The 15,270-nt window shown below is 46.1% G+C and carries 13 protein-coding genes; 2 read left to right on the top strand and 11 right to left on the bottom strand.

From position 1 onward, the window contains the following. Positions 1–14: 14 nt before the first annotated feature. Positions 15–2,423, top strand: a complete 2,409-nt coding sequence (locus GXP65_RS07435; RefSeq protein WP_162092421.1) for a glycoside hydrolase family 2 protein — start codon at positions 15–17, stop codon at positions 2,421–2,423. Positions 2,424–2,514: 91 nt separating this feature from the next. Here GXP65_RS07435 and GXP65_RS07430 read toward each other — a convergent pair whose 3' ends face one another. From GXP65_RS07430 to GXP65_RS07385, 11 genes are all read right to left on the bottom strand, one after another. Further along, positions 2,515–3,168, bottom strand: a complete 654-nt coding sequence (locus GXP65_RS07430) for a LuxR C-terminal-related transcriptional regulator (RefSeq protein WP_162092420.1) — start codon at positions 3,166–3,168, stop codon at positions 2,515–2,517. Beyond that, on the bottom strand, positions 3,168–3,983 hold the full coding sequence (locus GXP65_RS07425; RefSeq protein WP_005429581.1) for a helix-turn-helix transcriptional regulator: 816 nt from the start codon (positions 3,981–3,983) through the stop codon (positions 3,168–3,170). Before GXP65_RS07425 ends, GXP65_RS07430 begins: the two co-directional genes overlap by 1 nt. A gap of 65 nt (positions 3,984–4,048) precedes the next feature. Continuing rightward, the gene (locus GXP65_RS25475) at positions 4,049–5,065 is read right to left on the bottom strand and encodes a GGDEF domain-containing protein (RefSeq protein WP_012129956.1); all 1,017 of its coding nucleotides are present in this window, start codon (positions 5,063–5,065) and stop codon (positions 4,049–4,051) included. A gap of 373 nt (positions 5,066–5,438) precedes the next feature. Continuing rightward, entirely contained in the window at positions 5,439–5,693 is a 255-nt protein-coding gene (locus GXP65_RS07415) for a hypothetical protein (RefSeq protein ID WP_162092419.1), read from the bottom strand. A gap of 147 nt (positions 5,694–5,840) precedes the next feature. Beyond that, complete coding sequence (gene gltS, locus GXP65_RS07410) at positions 5,841–7,067, bottom strand: sodium/glutamate symporter (protein ID WP_050913993.1); 1,227 nt, start codon at positions 7,065–7,067, stop codon at positions 5,841–5,843. Positions 7,068–7,285: 218 nt separating this feature from the next. Next, the gene (locus GXP65_RS07405) at positions 7,286–7,825 is read right to left on the bottom strand and encodes a disulfide bond formation protein B (protein WP_005429586.1); all 540 of its coding nucleotides are present in this window, start codon (positions 7,823–7,825) and stop codon (positions 7,286–7,288) included. Positions 7,826–7,837: 12 nt separating this feature from the next. After that, complete coding sequence (locus GXP65_RS25020) at positions 7,838–7,993, bottom strand: DUF5993 family protein (protein WP_005429588.1); 156 nt, start codon at positions 7,991–7,993, stop codon at positions 7,838–7,840. 149 nt (positions 7,994–8,142) lie between these two features. After that, positions 8,143–9,636, bottom strand: coding sequence for an efflux transporter outer membrane subunit (locus tag GXP65_RS07400; protein WP_162092418.1), 1,494 nt, complete (start codon positions 9,634–9,636; stop codon positions 8,143–8,145). A gap of 2 nt (positions 9,637–9,638) precedes the next feature. Next, complete coding sequence (locus GXP65_RS07395; RefSeq protein WP_162092417.1) at positions 9,639–12,695, bottom strand: efflux RND transporter permease subunit; 3,057 nt, start codon at positions 12,693–12,695, stop codon at positions 9,639–9,641. A gap of 9 nt (positions 12,696–12,704) precedes the next feature. Further along, positions 12,705–13,787 carry an efflux RND transporter periplasmic adaptor subunit gene (locus GXP65_RS07390; protein WP_162092416.1) on the bottom strand — a complete coding sequence of 361 codons (1,083 nt, stop codon included), beginning with the start codon at positions 13,785–13,787 and terminating at the stop codon, positions 12,705–12,707. Between the two features lie 103 nt (positions 13,788–13,890). Then, the gene (locus tag GXP65_RS07385; RefSeq protein ID WP_162092415.1) at positions 13,891–14,772 is read right to left on the bottom strand and encodes a LysR family transcriptional regulator; all 882 of its coding nucleotides are present in this window, start codon (positions 14,770–14,772) and stop codon (positions 13,891–13,893) included. Positions 14,773–14,901: 129 nt separating this feature from the next. On the opposite strand from GXP65_RS07385, the gene GXP65_RS07380 reads away from it, so the two are divergent. After that, entirely contained in the window at positions 14,902–15,261 is a 360-nt protein-coding gene (locus GXP65_RS07380) for a DUF6559 family protein (protein WP_162092414.1), read from the top strand. Positions 15,262–15,270 lie beyond the last annotated feature (9 nt).

The raw sequence follows: 15,270 nt of genomic DNA, 5'->3' as shown, positions 1-15,270 counted from the left end.
AAAGGTCTTACCCTATGGCTCAAATTGAACTCAACGGGACGTGGCAGCTTACCTCGCCACATCGTCCAGATATCGATATTCCTATGACTTTGCCCGGTGACAATGTATCCGCATTATTGCAAGCAGAGCTCATCCCGAATCCCTATTTTGCTGATAATGAAGCGAAAGTTCGTTGGATTGAAACTTGCGATTGGCACATTTCACGCGAGTTTGATGTGGATGGTTCTGCGCTCTCTGCCAAACAAGTGTGGATGACGCTCACCCGTTTAGACACCTTAGCGAACTTTTATATCAATGGTGAGCAAGCACTAACTAGCAGCAACATGTTTGCCCAGCAACGTATTGATATCAAACCTTACTTAAAACAAGGCACTAACACGATTCGAGTTGAGTTTGCCCGTGTGGATTTAGAAGGGCGAGAACGTGCGAAGAAATTGCCGTTTCCTATTCCTTCGGCGATGGGGAACAACCAGATCCCGTACATGAACTTGATTCGCAAAACCCAATGTCATTCGGGATGGGACTGGGGTATTTGTTTGATGGTGTCTGGCATTTATGACCCGATTCAAATTGATGTAATAAACGATGTGTGGCTCAAAGGATTCTCGACAGAGCAACAATGGCAAGTTGATGGTAGCGTGCTGGTTGATGTATTAACCGAAGTAGAAACCGATACTCAACCTCATGAAATCACGATTGAATTTGATGGTCAGCGCCAATCGATTCAAACCGAAGGAAGTGGTCACTATCACTGCCAGTTCAATATTACCGAGCCAAAATGCTGGTGGCCTGCGGGCTATGGTGAAGCTTACCTTTACCCCATGACAGTATCTTGTGGTGATCAATCGCTATCACGCAAGATTGGTCTGAGAGAGTTGAGCCTAAACAACCAAGCTGATGAGCATGGCTCGGCGATGGAGTTTGTCGTCAATGGCGTGCCAATCAATGCTAAGGGTGCAAACTGGATTCCGGTGGATGCCATGCCAGGGCGTGAGTGTGAAAACCGCTATCGTGCGTTATTGCAAAGTGCTGTCGACGCCAATATGAACATGATTCGAGTCTGGGGTGGCGGCCAGTATGAAAGCGAAACTTTCTACAACCTTTGTGATGAATTGGGTCTGTTGGTTTGGCAAGACATGATGTTCGCTTGCTCGCTGTATCCATCTGATGATGATTTCTTAAAAGATGTGGAACGGGAGTTGCGATTCCAAATCCCGCGTCTAAAAGAGCACCCGTCGATTGCACTGTGGTGTGGTGATAACGAAGTGATTGGTGCGATTGGTTGGTACGACGAATCCAAGCACAACAAAGTCAAATACACAGTGAACTATGATCGTCTGAATCGAATGATAGAGCAAGTGATTGGCCAGCAGGACGATTCACGTCGTTTTTGGCCAAGTTCGCCTTGTAACGGTGAGTTGGATTTTGGTGATGCGTGGCATGATGACAGCAAAGGCGATATGCATTTTTGGGACGTTTGGCACTCAGGAAAATCGTTTAATGCTTATCTAAACATTAACCCGCGTTTCTGCTCCGAGTTTGGTTTCCAATCTTGGCCTTCGTTTGCTGAAGCAAAACAGTTCGTTCCAGAGCAAGACTGGAACGTCACCTCACCAACCTTTGAGCAGCACCAAAAGAACCCTCGCGGTAACAGCATCATCACGGAGATGTTTACTCGCTATTTCCGTTTCCCTTCAGGCTTTGAACAAATGTTATACCTCAGCCAAGTGCAACAGGCGATGGCAATCAAAACCGCTTGTGATCATTGGCGCGCGATCTCTCCAGTATGTCGTGGCATGTTGTATTGGCAACTCAACGACAACTGGCCAGTCAGTTCTTGGTCTAGCTTGGAATACAGTGGCCGTTGGAAGCAATTGCATTACCACGCGAAACGCTTCTTTGCGCCGCAGTACTTGGTGTTCTCAGAACACACGGGCAAGCTGAGCCTCCACTTGCTCAACGATGCCAAAGAACCTGTTGATGTGAGCGCGCAATTGCATTGGGTGAACTGGCAAGGTGAAGTGAAGCAAACTTGGTCGTTAGAGCGCACAGTTTCCAATGACAGCAACACCGTTGTTTGGCAGTTGGATGAGGCATTTGATTCATCTGAATTGAAATCGGGTTTCTTCTACGTAGAAGCACAAGTAGGAAACGAGAGAATCACCAACACTTGGTTTAGCTCTCATGAACTAAAAACACTACCGATGGAAAGAGCAAATATTGAAGTAACGATTGAAGCCAACAAAGTCACACTTATTGCCGATAAGCCGGCGTTCTTTGTTCATCTGGAATGTGATACCGCAGGACGCTTTGACGACTCAAGCATCACGTTATTGGCAAACCAACCTGTCACGGTGGAGTTCTTGGGTGAAGACATGGCAACGATGGCGGAATCTTTACGCGTCTACCATTTGATGCAATAAAAATGACTGTCATAGACTAATGTTGGCATAAATAGCGGCAACATCATGAAAGGGGGCCTCCGTGCTCCCTTTGTGTTTTAGAGTTAAGGTATCAAAACAGATTACGCTTTGCCCACGCGATCGCCTGCATGCGATTCTTCACTTCCAGTTTGCGGAAAATGCTATAGAGATGTGACTTCACCGTGTGCTCGCTGACAAACAGTGAGTCTGCAATATCAAGATTTGAGCCCCCTTGGCAAAGGGCTGTCAGAACCTGCATTTCTCGGCGAGTAAGCTCAATTTCGAGTTTCGTATCCAGCTCAGTAACGGTGTGATTTAAGTTAACGAGATAGCCAACTAATCGGTTGAGGATGTCTCGAGAGAGCCAATTCTCCCCGCTCAATATCCCTTTTAAACCTCTGATTACCTTGTCGAAGTCATCTTCAAAATAGAATAAGCCTTTCAGATTTGACCAAGTGAGCAGGCTTTCTACGCCTAAGTTGGGTTCGGCGTTTACTAATATGGTCGCATCGACATGTTCCAATTCACTGAGTGTCATCTTGACTTCAGAAAGATCAGGTAACGAGCTATCGACGATTGCGACATAGTGCTCATCTTGGTGAGGAGGTAGGTCAACTTCAGCGCCTTTGGCCAATAACACCGGCCGTCCAAGTTGTTGTTCAATGGCGGTTTGTAAACCTCGACCTTGAATATTATTGAAGGTAAACAATAAGATGGTGTTGTTGATTGTGTTGTCGTTCAGCATTAGTGGGCCTCCTGTCGAGACTGCATAAATTCATTTCCTACTTGATGGAAGCGATAGAGCACCAGATCCAAAAGCCCATCAAAGCAATGCTTTACCATGGGGTTTTCAAATATTTGTGTGGCGGATGCTTTAAAAAACGTGACTCGTCTATGGTGGTAGAAATCCCGTATGAAAATGTCGAATAAAAGTTGTTTAATCACGGGCTCATGAACCGGAAAATGGATGATGGCATTGCCCATTACGTGAAGGATATCTGAGACCAAAAACTTCAAAATCGACCGTCCTAAATGCCATAAGCTGAGAATCCTAAATTCAGACCTCAGCTCTTGGTAAATGAGATGACCAACTAACATACCTTTGCAGTAATAAAGGCGCGCCTTACTGGGGGATTCACCAAATTGGTTCAGCGTGTCTTCCACACCGCCAGGTGTGATTAACTGCTTGTGAACTGCGTCGATCTGTTCGTATTCGGACAAGCTGATTTGGCTGAGGGAGCAACTTTTGACATCGGTAACCTGATACTGGTAAACAATGTCTTTAAAGCTCAAGTAAATGCTTTTACTTTGCGAGGTTTTGACACGTTTGTACTCGCTGGAAGTGTATTGGTATTGTTCGCCTATATAGTGAGAGAAGGCGAGTCGTTTTAATAAACTTGGTGTGACTTTACCGCTTTCCCATTGACTTAACGTCGGTTGGTTTAAACTCTCAAAAGCACTGTAACTCCTTGCTAACTCATCGGCTAATTGGCCTTGAGTTAAACCCCTCTCCTTTCGAATTGCAGCAACTGCGTGCGAAAATTCTAACTTGTTAACCATATATCTACGTCCTGAACTCATTATATTTTTAATTGCTTCGAAGCGGCTCAGAATGAGCCAAAACTCTATGTTCTTGATCTTTTAGTGAGGTACATCATTTGGTCTGCATGTTGGATTAAGGTGTCACTAGAGCTTCCCTCATAAGGGAAGCGAGCAACGCCAACACTCAAACCGATGTGAACGTTTTGAAAATGGATAAAAATAGGTGCACTGCATGCTTGATGTAGCAAAGACTGAAACTGTTCTAAATCCTTTGTATTTTCGAGCTCAGGTAAGCAAAGAATGAACTCGTCACCGCCAATTCTTGTGGCGAATTGGTCGTTGTGCAGCATGTTCAAAATACGTTGCGCAGTGATACGCAGTACTTTGTCTCCAGCGTCGTGACCAAATTCGTCATTCACGGCTTTAAAGCCATCTAAGTCGATATATAGCAAAGTGAACGGTTGAGCTCGTTGAATCTGTTGCTCTATCAACTGATTGCCTTTGAAGCGAGAGTAGCAGCCTGTTAGCTCATCTATCTCGAGCAGTCTTTCTAGTTTTTCAACTTGTTCATATTGCGTTTGCCAAGCACTGTGCCAATAACTTTCAATTGAGCGCAAGCCCTTGTAAATAAATAGGTTGAACAAGTACAGAAACGTACTCCGAATGGAAAACTCACTTAAACCTTGTAGTTTAAACGGGTCGTTACCCGCGGTTATCAAATCAATGTTAAAGCAAATAGCCATTGATAGGACATATGTGATTGACGACCAAAGTACGCCAAACTCAATCAAAGTGAGAAGAATATTGACTGTAACCAAGGAAGAAAAAAGAAAGTGTCCGCCTAAGAAGTAGTACAAATAAAATGTGAGGGTATATCCGAGGATCAGTGCAATAACAACTGAGCGCTGTTTTTGTTCGAGTGCGAATGCTTTGCCCACCCAGAGGTAGGTAAAACAAACTCCCGCGGATAATGCATAAGGAAGGTATACAACATAATCAACCCCTCTGATTGCACAAGCGAATAGGGTAATAAGAATCCCCAAACTTGTTGAGCGCATGTAGTAGCGCGTAAAAATTCTGGTGAACTGCGTTCTGTCCATAGTTATGTCTCAAAGGAACAGCAAATAATGGGCAGTTAGCGAGAGGAGTCCGTATGGGGTGAGTGTGAATGGAGAACGTGAGAAACAAATAAATGGCATCGCATGAAGTTAGAAGTGCGATGCGCATATGCTTTTTTCGGGCGTTTTTCTCGTCTGCAAGCGACACTGCATTTCATAAAGTTGCTCGATACCTACTGCCGTTTTTATAAACTATTCTATGAGGCGATGTTGCATAAAACTATACGGTTTTCGGGAAAATGCCCCGATCTCAATATGTCCGCATAAAAAGTGGGATATCGGCAGATTTATCTAGGAAATACTAATACTTAAGTGCTAAGGGTTATCAGTAAAATCAGTCTTAAGTTTGAGATGTCTACTTGAGTTTTTGGTGGATACGGTAACCCATTGCATAACCAAGATAAAACAGAGCAGCAAGCGTCACAAAGGCAGAAATGTAGGCAAAAAAGTGATTCAGTCCCAAGCCAAAAGACAAGGTAAACGCGATGCCGTTTACGGCTTCCATCGGCATCTTGTACCACGACGCATGGACCGTCGAGCCAAAGATAAAGAGTGTGCCAATTAAAAAGAGTGTGCCGATTGATAGGCCAACCCATCTGCTGCTGTTCATGTTCATCTCAAGAGTTACAGAGTTCGTAACAAAATATTTCTGGATGAGTATTATACAACTGAGTGAGGGGGAGGGTGTTAGCAATATTTACGCGAATACAGCAAGAGGCCACCGGAGTGACCTCTTTTTAACCAGATGGCGTCTTAATTATCCAATCCAGGTGATGAAGTACGGGATGATCAGTGCGTTGGCTAAATCGATGAAAAATGCACAGACCAAAGGCACGATGATAAAGGCTTGGTGTGAATTACCATACTTTTGCGCGACCGCCGACATGTTTGCCATTGCTGTTGGTGTTGAGCCTAGTGAAATACCGCCAAACCCCGAGCAAACTACCGCTGCATCGTAGTTTTTACCCATTAATGGGAACACCACAAATATCGCGATACAAATGGCAACGATGAACTGAGCACCAAGAATAATGAAAATAGGTCCAGCTAAATCGACCAGCGCCCATAGCTGCATGCTCATCAACGACATTGCTAAAAATGCGCCCAAAGCCATATCTGCAATCAGCGCAACGGCTGGTTTTCTTGCTGGCCAACGTGTCCCCGTAAGGCGAGGATAAGAGGCTGGAATAAGATTAGAAATCAAAATGCCGGCGAACAAACAAGTCACAAACAACGGCAGTTCTAGACCCAAGCTGCTGACCCCTTCATTCAAAATCGCACCTAAGATAATACAAACATGAATGGCAAGCATCGCATCTAAAAAATCATAAGCATTGATGGATGGTTGGGGCTCATCTTGCGCCGTACCTACGTCCATTTCTTCCACTTTAGCTGGCTTTAGGTTGTGTTTTTTAATCAGATATTTAGCAATTGGCCCACCCATCAAACTAGCCAATATCAAGCCGAATGTCGCGCTAGCAATGCCGATTTCCATGGCGGTATCAAGGTCGAATATTTCAGCGATTCGAGGTGACCACGCAATCGCAGTGCCGTGTCCACCAATTAGAGATACTGTGCCGCTCAACAGGCCAACCGCTTCTGGTTGATCTAACATCGTCGCAATTCCAATGCCCGTGAGGTTTTGAATTAGCATATAACCAATAGTGACAGAGAGCAGGATCAATAATGGCTTGCCGCCTTTGAACAGATCTTGAAGGCTGGCGTTAATGCCGATGGTGGTAAAGAAATACACTAAAAGCAGATCACGGGTAGCAAGGTCGAATTGAACATCGATATGCGTGACGTAATGAATTATCGCGAACAACACCGAAACCAGAATACCCCCAGAAACGGGCTCTGGGATACTGAATTCTTTTAAGAAGCTGCTGGCTTGGGTTAGGCGTCTACCTAAAAACAGTACGACGATCCCAAGAGTCACCGCGAGAAAAGATTCGACTTGTAATACACCGTCGACAAAGTTCATAACCACTCCTGTTATGGCAAAAACATGTGAGAGAATTAATCGGTACGTTTATCTCTAAACATACTGACATGTTTGTATGACATCCAATTGCATACTGACGAATTTGAACTAGGTCGGATTGTGTTGAGAACCGTATTTTTGTGACCAATAGAAAAGAGGAGTGATACAAGGTTAGATGAACCTTTGTATGACTCCTCTTGGGTCGTTCAAAAGACTTGTTAATTAAACAGCCAGTAGCTCTCTGGATTATCTGGACATTGATAAGGACCACACTCCGCGAACGTGCCAATCACATTAAGTGCCACGACAGAGATCGCGAGTAGGCACGTGATACGTCCCAGATTACTCATTTCATAAGGCTCTGATGACTCTTCTTTATTGGTCAGCATGAGGATGACTGCGACCGCAAATATTGTGGCAACAAACAAGACAAACGCCCAAGTGTAATAGTGCATCCCAAAGATAGGGCTACCGTAACCCGGCGTACCAGGAATCACGTGCAACGAAACTTGTCTCAGTGACGTTGCCACACCGTATAGCGCACCGATCAGTACTACACCATAGTGTCGTGATTGCGGGCCATAGACCACGTTCAATAAGAAACCAAACATGATCATAATGAAGCCGATACGTTGCAATAAGCACAGTGGACAAGGCAGCTCATTCAGAACGAATTGCAGCACAAAGCCAATCAACAGCACGGCAGTCATGCCAAGCAGACCAAGAGTATTGAGTAAAGCTAGATTATTTCTATTCATGTGCAGTCCCCTTTACAGCAAAATTGAAAGAGGATCGGTGGCGTGATGATTGAACCAATACAAACCAATGATCACTGAGGAAGCAAAGAAGGCGTAGCCCACTGCTTTCTTACCTAAAAACGCGCTTAGCATTGCGATTAACAACAGCAAAAAGATTAATGTCATCATGAGGAGTTCCTTCCTTACTCTCTGATTTCAATCCTTTTAACTATAGATAATGCGAGCTAATGCGCGACTTTATGCACTAATAAAAAAGAGGAGAGGTCAGGTTCGAGGTCCCCTGTGAACCTAGCCCCTCCCCAAAACCGTGGCTTAATTTACTGACTTTCACTCAGCGATGATTGCTCTAATGTCCAATCTCCACCCAGCGACTTGTAGAGCGCAACCGTGACTTGAGCCGTTTGTAACTTGGCCGCGACTTGCCTGTCTTGCATCAAGCGCTGTTGACGCTGAGCATCGAGCACTGACAAGTGGTCAATCAACCCAGCACGGTAGAGTGACTTGGCTTTACTCACGGCTTTGTCTGTTGCTACGAGTGCATCATCAATTCGACGCTGGTTTTCTTGGCTTCTGCCATAAGCAAACAAGGTTGAATCCACTTCAGCAAAGGCGGAATCTACGGCATGTTGGTAAGTCAGCGTTGCTGCATCAAAACGAGCTTGGTTGATCTCTTCAAGCGCATCGCCGCGACCACCATCGAAGATATTCCAACTGATACCAGCCGCACCAACCCAACCGAAAGAATCACTGCTGAATAGATCATCAAAGCTAGAGGCAGACACGCCCGGCGCTCCCGTTAGGAAGAACTTTGGATATTGATTGGCGATACTTGCCGCAAGTTCTTCATTGATGGCTGCCATTTCACGTTCTGCAAGACGAATATCAGGACGACGTTGTAACAAGTCAGAAGGTAAGCCCACTGGTACCATGTTCTGCATCGCTGGCACTCCCTGAGTGTCTGCAAGTCTGGTCTCGACTTTCGACAGCGGCTCACCAATTAGTACCGCGATGCGATGTTTATGAACTTGCTGTGCGATTTCTAGTTGCGGGATAATCGATTCCATCGCTGCCAACGTTGCCTTAGCTTGTGCTAAATCGAGGGCGGAGCCATAACCACTGCGAACCACCTTCTCGACCAACGCCATGGTTTTCTGTTGGTCTTCAAGGTTTGATTTGGCTAAGTCAAGACGCTCGCTTGCCCCTTGATACTGCAAGTAGTTATGAATCAAATCCGCAGTAAGCAAAGTCGTTAGCCCGCTTTGATAAATCTCTGCTTGCTCAACTCGAATTTTTGCAGCATTGGACTGGCGGTCAATACGGCCAAATAAGTCCAATTCCCATGCGATGCTCGCCCCTGCGAATACGCCGTCATGCTGGTTATCCAACAGTGTCGTGTTACCAATTTGTGGTGGTAAGCCTGCTGCTGAATCGCCAATAGGATTGAGCGCAGGACCAAGCAGTGAATCGTTCTTACTCAGTTGGTAATTGAAGTAACCTGCACCTACATTGACGGTAGGTACTTTGAATGACTCTACAACGGTTTTGTAGCTGTCAGCCATCTTGATACGCTCTGCCGCTACCTTGAGCGGGATGTTTTGGCTTTGCATATCGAGAACTAAGTCATTCAGTGTTGGGTCATTAAACTCTGTCCACCAAAAGGCTTCGTTCTCACGATTTTGGCTAGCGCCATCTTGCTCAACATGCAGATAGGTTTCTGCCATGCTGGTGGTCGGTGCTTGATAATCTGGGCCAACCGCACAACCAGATAAACTCATTGCCAATACTAGTGGCGCAATAACGAATTTTTTCATGATTACGCCTCCTTCATTTCAGCGTCTGTTTGGGTCGTTTGTGGTTTGTCTTTGTATGCCAAGCTATACAGCGCAGGCATGATGAGCAGTGACAATACGGTTGCCGCTGCTAACCCGCCGATAATAGTTGCGGCCATTTGGTCGAACAGTAGGTCCGACAGCAAAGGGATCATGCCAAGAGCCGTTGTCAATGCACCCATCGATATCGCTATGGTGCGGTTAACGGTTGCTTCTTTGATAGCATCTGCCAACGGGCGCCCATTTGCTCGCTCAAGCTCGATTTGATCCATCAATACAATGCCGTTTTTAATGATCATCCCCGTTAGTGTTACTGCACCAATTAACGCCATGAAACCAAATGGTTTATCAAAACCAATTAGCGCAAAGGTGGCCCCCGTCGCGGCTAATGGCAAAGTCGCAAAGATGATGATTGGCTGTTTAAAGCCGTTAAACATCGCCACCAAAATGATCACCATGATCAACATTGCTTTCGGTAGCTGCTTGAAGATATCTGTGACCGCTTTGTGCTCGTCGTAGAACTCGCCTCCCCATTCCATCCTGTAACCCGCAGGAAGGTGAATAGCTTCAATCTGTTCTTTAACAGCATTTCTTACGGTTGCCGGCGTCGAGTGACGCGCTACACCCGCTTGTGCAGTGATGGTTTTGACTCGGTCTCGACGCCAAATCATGCTCTCTTCCGGTACGAGTTCAAAGCCATCAACCACTTGCCCGAGAGGCACACTGTGAATGCCTAGCAATGAACGCACTGGAAGAGTTTCTAGTGACGCCATGTTTTGAGATGTGCCACGCAGCTGAATCGGAATCAGCTCATCATTAAGGTTCATCTGACCTAGCGGCATGCCATCAGAAGCGCGTTTTAAAGCAAAGGCGATGTCCGCACGGTTAATTCCAGCTTGACGCATCTTGTCTTGGTTGATGATGGGTTTGAGCACCTTGCTTTCTTGACGCCAGTCATCACGAACGTACTTTGCATCTGGGTGAGTAGCTAAGATGGCTTTAGCTTGATCCGCCAACTGGTGCAATACCACTTCATCTGGACCCGAGAAGCGAGCTTCTACCGCGTACTTGTCTGACGTCGCCAGTTTTAGTGCTCTAAAGCGTGGCTCTGCATCTGGGAACTGGTTTTGCAGCCATTTGTCTCCACGTTCAACGAGCTTATTGATGCTTTCGTAATCCTTGGTGTTAATTAATATCTGCCCGTATGCAGGGTCTAGCGGCTCTGGTTCTACGGTCACCGAGAAGCGCGGTGCACTTGCGCCCATATAGCTAGAGATGCTTTCTACTTCTGGCTGCTTGAGTAGCCACTGCTCGACTTTGCGCATGTCTGCTGAGGTTTGCTCGATCTTGGCGCCATTCGGTAACCAGTAATCAAGAAACACGATAGGGCGATACGATTGCGGGATAAAGTTCACCGCTACGTAAGGTACGGCCACGGTAGTCACTAAAAGCAGAGGAATCAATGTTGTCAGTGCTTTGATTGGATTATCAACTGTCCAAAACACCAACTGCTTGTAACGGCTTGGCTTTGCGTCTTCATCGATAGGTGTTGGTTTGATGAACATCCAGCACATCAGTACGGTGAAGGTCATCGCGACCAACCAAGACAGAAGAAGCGAAGACGCTACGATGTAGAAGACGGAACCCGCAAACTCGGCTGAGTCGGTTTTGGAGAACAGCACCGGACTTGCACCCATGATGGCGATGATGGTCGCACCAAGCAGTGGCACTGCGGTTTCTTTCACTGAATCAATAGCGGCACGAGTGCGCTCGATGCCTTTGCTCAGCTTTACAATCATCATGTCAGTGATCACGATGGCATTGTCTACCAGCATGCCCAGAGCAAGGATGAAGGTTCCTAATGAGACGCGGTGTAAGTCGATGCCTGCGATGTTCATGTAAATCAGCGTGAGTAAGATAGTTAGCAGCAAGCTAGAACCAACAATCGTTGCACTCTTAAAGCCCATGAAGACCAATAGCACTACAAATACAATAGCGACACTTTCCAGCAGGTTGCCGACAAAGTTATCAATCGCTTTTTGTACTTCTTCAGGCTGATAAGCCACGGTAGAAATATCTACACCAAGGGGCAGCGTCTGCTCGTAGTTGTGGATAATGTCACGAATGGTATCGCCCAATGACACTACGTTAATGCCTTCTACTGGACTTACAGCTAGCGTCACCGCAGCTTCACCGTTAAATCGGCTTTCTGTCAGCGCCGGCGTTTGGTAACCCATGGTGACGTCAGCAATATCACCTAAGCGAATCAAACCAGTTCCTAGTTCACTTACGCCACCTTTGATGACCAAGTTACGAATATCGTCTAATGATTGAAATTCACTGGTTTGTGTGACGCGAATACGCTCTGTCCCAGCATCGAATTTGCCCGCTTCAAAGGTCATGTTTTGTGTGCTGAGCTGGTTCCACACCTGCGCAACAGATAGGCCGTACTGTGCTAAACGCTCATCGGGCATATCGATATGTACGACACGTGGCTGTACACCGTGAAGTTCGATCTTTTTGATGCCTTTTACCGCTTTAATTTGGCGTTGAAGCTCTTCTGCATAGCGGCGCAGTTCTTCTGGAGCAGCATCGTTACTGTGGATAGAGAAAAGCATGCCGTACACTTCAGAGAATTCATCTTGCACAATACTGATTTGTGCAGTGGAAGGTAGCTGTAGCTTCACGTCGTCTACTTTGCGGCGCAGCAAGTCCCACTGCTGAGGCAATGCCTTGGAGTTGAGGCTTTCCTTTAAGTCGACAAATACCATCGACATGCCTGGGCGAGACAATGAACGCAGGCGGTTAAGCTCGGCCATTTCTTGCAGCTTGGTTTCAATGGTATCCGTGACTTGGTGTTCAACCTCTTGGGCTGACGCCCCCGGATACAAGGTGACGACTACTGCTGTTTTTACGGTGAAACTTGGATCTTCTAACTTACCCAAATCGAAGTAAGAGTAGATACCCGCCACCACACTTAAAGCGATGAAAAACAGCACGAAAGTACGCTGTCTTATCGCGAATTCAGCTAAATTGAGCATGGTTAAGACCTATAGCGTTTTGATGGTTAGGTTTGGCGTGTTGTCGCCAGGTTTGAGGTAATGCGTTCCGCTGATCACGACATAGTCACCTTGGCGGAAAGTGCCAGACACGCAAGCTTGATGAGCATCGATAGATTTCAAACTCACTGGCTCGGTATGAACAACCGCATCGCGCACGACGTTGACGTGAAGCGTTTTCTTCTCGCCCAAAATCGCAGAGTACGGGAAGCAATGGCTAGATTGGCTAGGCTGGAATGAAGTTGTCACTGTCACTGCTTTGCCATTGAATAACTCAGTAGATAGTGAGTCGATCGCTAAGGTGACAGGATATGTTTGTTTGAGTAGGTGCTTTTTCGGCGCAATTTCAGTCACTTTCGCATCATAAGCGTGTTCCGATGCATACCAAGAAAGTGCCGCAGATTGACCAAGACTGAACTGGCGAATCATGTTTTCAGGCACGTCGATATCGACTTCCCATTGACCATCTTGTTGAATGGTAGCAACACTCACTCCTGGCAGAGTTTGCTCAAATGCGTCAATGCGAATTTCACCTATGTTACCAGTGAATGGTGCTCGTAGTGTGGTGTATGCCAGAGCGTCTTCCGCGCGTTGGATATTTTTCTCAACCACTTTCACTGCGGACAAGCTGCGTTCATAACCGCTGATGGCACGATCTAAATTAACGCTGGCAATCGCGTCGTCTGCCGTCGCTTGCTTCACGCGTTTTAGCTCAGCCTTTGCGAGTTTATGCGCGGACTTCGCTTCTAACATACGTGCTTGGAGTTCTTCCAAAGAAACTTGGTAATCGTGAGGGTCAAGCGTAGCTATGATCTCTCCCTTCTCGACATGATCGCCTTTCTTCACCAAAACGCGCTCAACGGTGCCAGGGACACGGAAAGAAAGAGATGCGCTTTCTTTAGCCTGAACAATGCCGCTAAAAGATTTGTTCAATGCAGTGTTTTCAGCAGAAACTTCGATCACTTGAATTGGACGTGAGGATTTCGGTTCTTCCAGAGTGGCTTGGCTCTGATTACAACCAAATAGGGTAAGTGTCGCAGCACTCAAGGCAGTGGTTTTGAATAGACGATTCATACAATGGCTCCATAAATTTGGTGCCATCATACAATTGTACACTGTTCAGATAATTACCCAGTAGCGTGACTCACTGTCTCAAAATTCGAGACAATATATTCATCTAAATAAGTTTTGGGATTTCATTAGTTAGGTGGTCAATAAGTAGACGACTCGCTTGGCTTAGCGTTTTAGGTTGTGGGTAAAGCAACCAGCCCGATTCTTCCGTGACAGAATAGTGTGACAATAACTGTACTAAATCGCCGGATTCCAGCTCTCGTCTCACCAACACTTTGGGCATAAAGGTAATGCCGCGATTTAAGATGGTCGCGTTCTTAATAAAGCCGATGTTATTGGAGATAAGTTTTGGACTAAGCTGCACACTTTGCTCTTGGAAGTGCCAAACATTGTCTATTTCGCCATTTGGCCAACGAAAACAAACACACTGATGTTCCTTTAGTTGCTCTAAGTTCTCTGGCATGCCATGTGTTTCAAGGTAATTGGGAGAAGCGACTAAACAACGGTCGAGCGTTAAAAGCTTACGGGCAACAATGTCGGAATCAAACAGTGCACCACCATGAAAAGCGATGTCTAAGCCTTGTTGGAACATGTCTCTGAAGCCATTGTTGATGTTGCGAATGTCCAATTCAACGTGCGGGTACTTATCATGGAAATCGAACAAAATAGGGCGCACCAGTTCGTCGGTCTCTGGCAGCAATCCAAGCTTTATTCGACCGCGGACCTCGTTGGTGTCGTTGCTGACTTGTTCGTTCGCCGAGTCGAGCATCGTCAGCGCTTTTTGTAGGTTCTCATAATAGGCTTCGCCGTTGTTGGTCAGCGATAAACTGCGCGTGGTGCGATGGAAAAGCTGAGCGCCAAGGGATTGCTCTAAATCGCCAATTCGTCGACTCACATTCGCGCGCGGCAGATCCAATGCGTTTGCCGCGGCGGTAAAGCTTCCTAGCTCGACCACTTTAATGAAGAGTTTAAGATCGTCGATTTTCACACTGGCGCTCCATGCTTATTGAACACTGTACTAAACCGTGACACTCTAAAGCATCATAACGTTATGCACAAAATATAACGTGACTTTTGATAACCGATACTTTTTTGAAAAGAGAAATAGGAAATTAATGTGCTGAGAGTCATTCAACGTCGTCGAATTAAGAAAGTCATCAAGCTGCTCTCCGCCCGATTGATTAAGGGCTATGGCAGCCGCGAGTATTTCTCTATCGGGCAAGTAAAAAGCAGCACAAGCGAGTTGAGCAAGCGCCAACAACAAATCGCTTTAGCGCTTTATGTAAACCCGCAGGAACTGAGTTCAGAGGCGAAAACGGAAGTCTTGTCGTTGCGTGACGATGTTTCGAATGACTTTTTCGATGGTGGTGATTACACCGCACAAGATGTACTGAATTTGTTTGGTTCAGGTGGTTGGAAAGGTGGTCGTATGGACGACGATATGTCCCACCGATTCGGAATGAACAGTCGATACTAAACAAGGTTG

The sequence above is a fragment of the Vibrio sp. LB10LO1 genome, assembly GCF_010092875.1.
Taxonomy (GTDB): domain Bacteria; phylum Pseudomonadota; class Gammaproteobacteria; order Enterobacterales; family Vibrionaceae; genus Vibrio; species Vibrio campbellii.
Note: the sequence above shows the minus strand (reverse complement) of the source record. Positions and strands in the feature narration are given on the sequence as shown.

Excerpts from the sequence above, each read along its gene's own strand:
- GXP65_RS07415 (WP_162092419.1), bottom strand. The coding sequence starts at position 5,693 with ATGAACAGCAGCAGATGGGTTGGCCTATCAATCGGCACACTCTTTTTA.
- GXP65_RS07405 (WP_005429586.1), bottom strand. The coding sequence starts at position 7,825 with ATGAATAGAAATAATCTAGCTTTACTCAATACTCTTGGTCTGCTTGGC.
- GXP65_RS07425 (WP_005429581.1), bottom strand. The coding sequence starts at position 3,983 with ATGGTTAACAAGTTAGAATTTTCGCACGCAGTTGCTGCAATTCGAAAG.
- GXP65_RS25475 (WP_012129956.1), bottom strand. The coding sequence starts at position 5,065 with ATGGACAGAACGCAGTTCACCAGAATTTTTACGCGCTACTACATGCGC.
- GXP65_RS25020 (WP_005429588.1), bottom strand. The coding sequence starts at position 7,993 with ATGATGACATTAATCTTTTTGCTGTTGTTAATCGCAATGCTAAGCGCG.
- GXP65_RS07400 (WP_162092418.1), bottom strand. The coding sequence starts at position 9,636 with ATGAAAAAATTCGTTATTGCGCCACTAGTATTGGCAATGAGTTTATCT.
- GXP65_RS07390 (WP_162092416.1), bottom strand. The coding sequence starts at position 13,787 with ATGAATCGTCTATTCAAAACCACTGCCTTGAGTGCTGCGACACTTACC.
- gltS (WP_050913993.1), bottom strand. The coding sequence starts at position 7,067 with ATGAACTTTGTCGACGGTGTATTACAAGTCGAATCTTTTCTCGCGGTG.
- GXP65_RS07430 (WP_162092420.1), bottom strand. The coding sequence starts at position 3,168 with ATGCTGAACGACAACACAATCAACAACACCATCTTATTGTTTACCTTC.
- GXP65_RS07395 (WP_162092417.1), bottom strand. The coding sequence starts at position 12,695 with ATGCTCAATTTAGCTGAATTCGCGATAAGACAGCGTACTTTCGTGCTG.
- GXP65_RS07435 (WP_162092421.1), top strand. The coding sequence starts at position 15 with ATGGCTCAAATTGAACTCAACGGGACGTGGCAGCTTACCTCGCCACAT.